Annotated in this window: 3 protein-coding genes; all 3 read right to left on the bottom strand. The window is 44.5% G+C overall.

What is annotated here, in order from left to right; genetic code table 11:
* Positions 1-1,208, bottom strand: a 1,208-nt coding sequence (locus IH598_06400) for a hypothetical protein (GenBank protein ID MBE0638128.1), incomplete at its 3' end; no start/stop codon positions are given.
* 8 nt (positions 1,209-1,216) lie between these two features.
* The gene (locus IH598_06395; GenBank protein MBE0638127.1) at positions 1,217-2,197 is read right to left on the bottom strand and encodes a hypothetical protein; all 981 of its coding nucleotides are present in this window, start codon (positions 2,195-2,197) and stop codon (positions 1,217-1,219) included.
* A gap of 151 nt (positions 2,198-2,348) precedes the next feature.
* Positions 2,349-3,165: T9SS type A sorting domain-containing protein (locus IH598_06390; GenBank protein ID MBE0638126.1), on the bottom strand; the 817-nt coding region annotated here is incomplete at its 5' end.

Raw genomic sequence — 3,165 nt, 5'->3', positions numbered from 1 at the left:
GGGTAGAGGTGCAAAAAATTGTCTCCACCTGTGTAATCGAATTCACCATTGTTATCCACATCCCAGAAATAACCGGTATTCTCATCGGCAAACTGCGTCAGGTTTGTGAAAGTTGTCGGGTTGCCAAGCTCAGCCAGATCGCTGGTAAAATTGGCAAAAGGTGTTTTGCAGATTTCATCCAAAAATGTAATACTCCATTTTCCTGTAACATCTTTGCTGCGAATAAACAATAAGTGCTTTCCAAGTGGCAGTCCGCTCAGGTCGGCTATAAATTCAAGATTCTCCAGTTTTGTTGCAGGATTCAGAACCGGGATATTTATCCCCGATCCAATTCCGGGATCGGTATTGATAAAATACTCAGCCTGGACTATATTGGCTAAATCTGCAGGAATGGATGACTTGTAAAAAGTACGGATGTGTGATTGTGTCCATTTTCCGGTGATATCTTTTGCTCTTAATATCAGGCGGTTGAAACCGGGACCCAGGTTGCTTACATCTGCGATAAAGTCAATATTTTCAAGGCCTGATGAAGGATTGACCACTGGTATATTGATCCCCGATCCAAATCCGGGATCAGCATTAAAGAAATACTCAACCTCCACTATGTCAGGCAATTCAAAAGCAGCAGCAGATTTGTAGAATGTCCGGATATGGGTTTGTGTCCAATGGCCGGTTTCATCTTTCGCTCTCACCATCAGGCGGTTGAAACCAGGGTTCAAACAACTTACATCAGCCACAAATTCGATGTTTTTGAGATCGGTTGAAGGAGTGGTTACGGGAATATTTACCCCTTCACCAAATCCGGGATCGATGTTGAAGAAATACTCAACCTCGACAATATCAGGCAAATCAAGGGCAACAGCAGATTTGTAAAAAGTACGGGTGTGGGTCAATGTCCATTTACCGGCGTCGTCTTTGGCCCTAACGAGCAACCGGTTAAAACCGGGTTCCAGCAAATCAACCGGGGCAGTGAAACTGATATTCTCCACCTGATTGGATGGCGAAGCAATCGGAATGTCTGTCCCCATCCCGTTTCCGGGATCACTGTTGAAGAAATATTCAGCTTTAACAATTTGCTGTGCCTTTACCGGTAATAGCATGACGGCAAGGAGCAAACAGGTTATTGCAAAGCCGGTGATCATCTTCAAACCGCCAACAAATCTGCCTTTACCACTATTTATTTTAAATCTGGAAATAGTAGTTCTCATGATTGCAGCTAGTTTTGAGATTTTACACTGAAGTTGACTTCAATTTCCTGTGCTTCGCTGTTGTAGATCTGCAGGTATTCGTAAATGGAAGGAATGGACGGTAGTCCGGAAAGTTTGTAAGGATGTGTACCATCAAACATTCCGCAATCCTGACCGGCAGTTCCGGCGCCAATGGCCGGCGAGCCTGGCTTTAATTGCCACTTCCCATCCGTGCTGCCGGTTCCGACAAAAACATCCTCCATGTTCACGTATTGCTGGTTGCCATTGGCAGCCCCGAATTGGTTGTCGTTCCCAATGTTGTTGTAATAAGCCGTATTGGTCGCAATAAAACTGCCGGCACGCAGGATGTTGTTGCTAAAAATGGAGTTGTTTATGGTAATAACTCCCTGAATGACGTTGTTTTCGATAACAGCCGAAACTTCTGTTCCAAAAGTGATTGCTGCACTGCCGGCACTTCTTTCGATAAAATTGCCACTGATCAGTAAATTATTAATTCCTGAATAGCTTTGAGTAGAAATTAAAGTATTAACAAAATTACCAATGATAAGGATATCAGTAAGATTATTTGCCCAAATATTAAGTGTGCTGGTAATGAAATTTCTTTCGATGCGGATATTTGAAACGTAAATGTAGGATTGACTATTTAAAGCGCATCCCATGATCGCAGAGCCGGAACTACCTGTCTGGAAGTATATTCCAGCAATTGCTGAAGTATTTGTATTGGCCTGTGTTTCGGGGTTTTCGGCAAGAAAATACCCGTTTCCGATGATGGTAAGCGGTTTAGTTAAGGTTCCTAGCGTATAAACTGTAGCTGACGGTTCGATGTACAAGGTGTCGCCCGGTTGCACCATGGTGGAGTTGTTGGCTTCGTTGATGCTGGCAAAATGAGCGCCGGAACCAGAGATGTTATTTACTCGCCAAACGTTGGCATTACTTACTGTTGCCATGAAAAAGGCAATTGCGACTGTGATAAGGATTCTTTTCTTCATTTGTGTAAAAAATTAAGTGTTATTGATTTTTTTTGTGAATTTTGATTTGTTTTGCCACGAAGGCACGAAGGCGCTGAGTTGCTCCTGGAGTAAGTTCGCTATTCTTTGTGTCTTCGCGCCTTTGTGGCATTTTTCTATTGTTAAATTTGGCTTATTGGCTAATAATGAGTTTCCCATTCTTCTGCACTGCCTCGCCGGCAATGAAAACCTCCATCCGGAAGAAATAAACACCCGGCGGCAGGTTATTCCGCTGGATCGTTGCAGTGTGCAATCCCGGAATTTTCTGTTCATCCATGACGATACCCAGCATTTGCCCGCGACTGTTGTAAAGGCTTAACCTGACTTGTGCCGAACTATTCAGGCGGTAGGAAATTTCAGTGGATTCTGTAAAAGGATTGGGGAATGGCTCGCCAATGTAAATGCCTTCGGCAATGTTCCCATTAATTCCGGTGAAGCCTTTCAGCGTAAGCAAAACCGGCTCTTCCATGGTTCCGGATTTCTTCAGCGCTTCAAAACTGATCGTTTCGTTGATATCTTCCAATCTCCCAAATTCTGAAAGCCAGGCTTTGAAAGTGATTTCTTCGCCAACCTGCACATCAGCGCCAATGGACATGAATATTGCACCGTTGTGTTCTTGATGTGGAATGGCCATGCCGCGACATTCTTCTCCTGAATAAGCGTAAATCACATCTTCGGAATTCAGGGAAATAGTGCCATCGGGCAGTTCGAGCTGAGCAATGAGCATCATGTTGTATTGCAAATTTGCCAGCGGCATTTCATCCGTCGGGGAAATGATCTCTTTTTCCGGTTCGGGGGCATCGCTTTTTGCAGCATCCGGGTAAGTGAGTGTGCTTTGGTTGCTCAGTTCCACAATGTAGCCTTTGCCGGGATGGAGCTGCGTGAGGCTGCCGATCCATTGTCCCTGGTAATAGACCGCGAATGCATTTTGCCCGATCAGCCGGTTATCT

Source organism: Bacteroidales bacterium (assembly GCA_014860585.1).
In the GTDB taxonomy this organism is placed as follows: Bacteria; Bacteroidota; Bacteroidia; order Bacteroidales; family 4484-276; genus RZYY01.
This window is presented reverse-complemented; position numbering and strand designations above follow the sequence as displayed.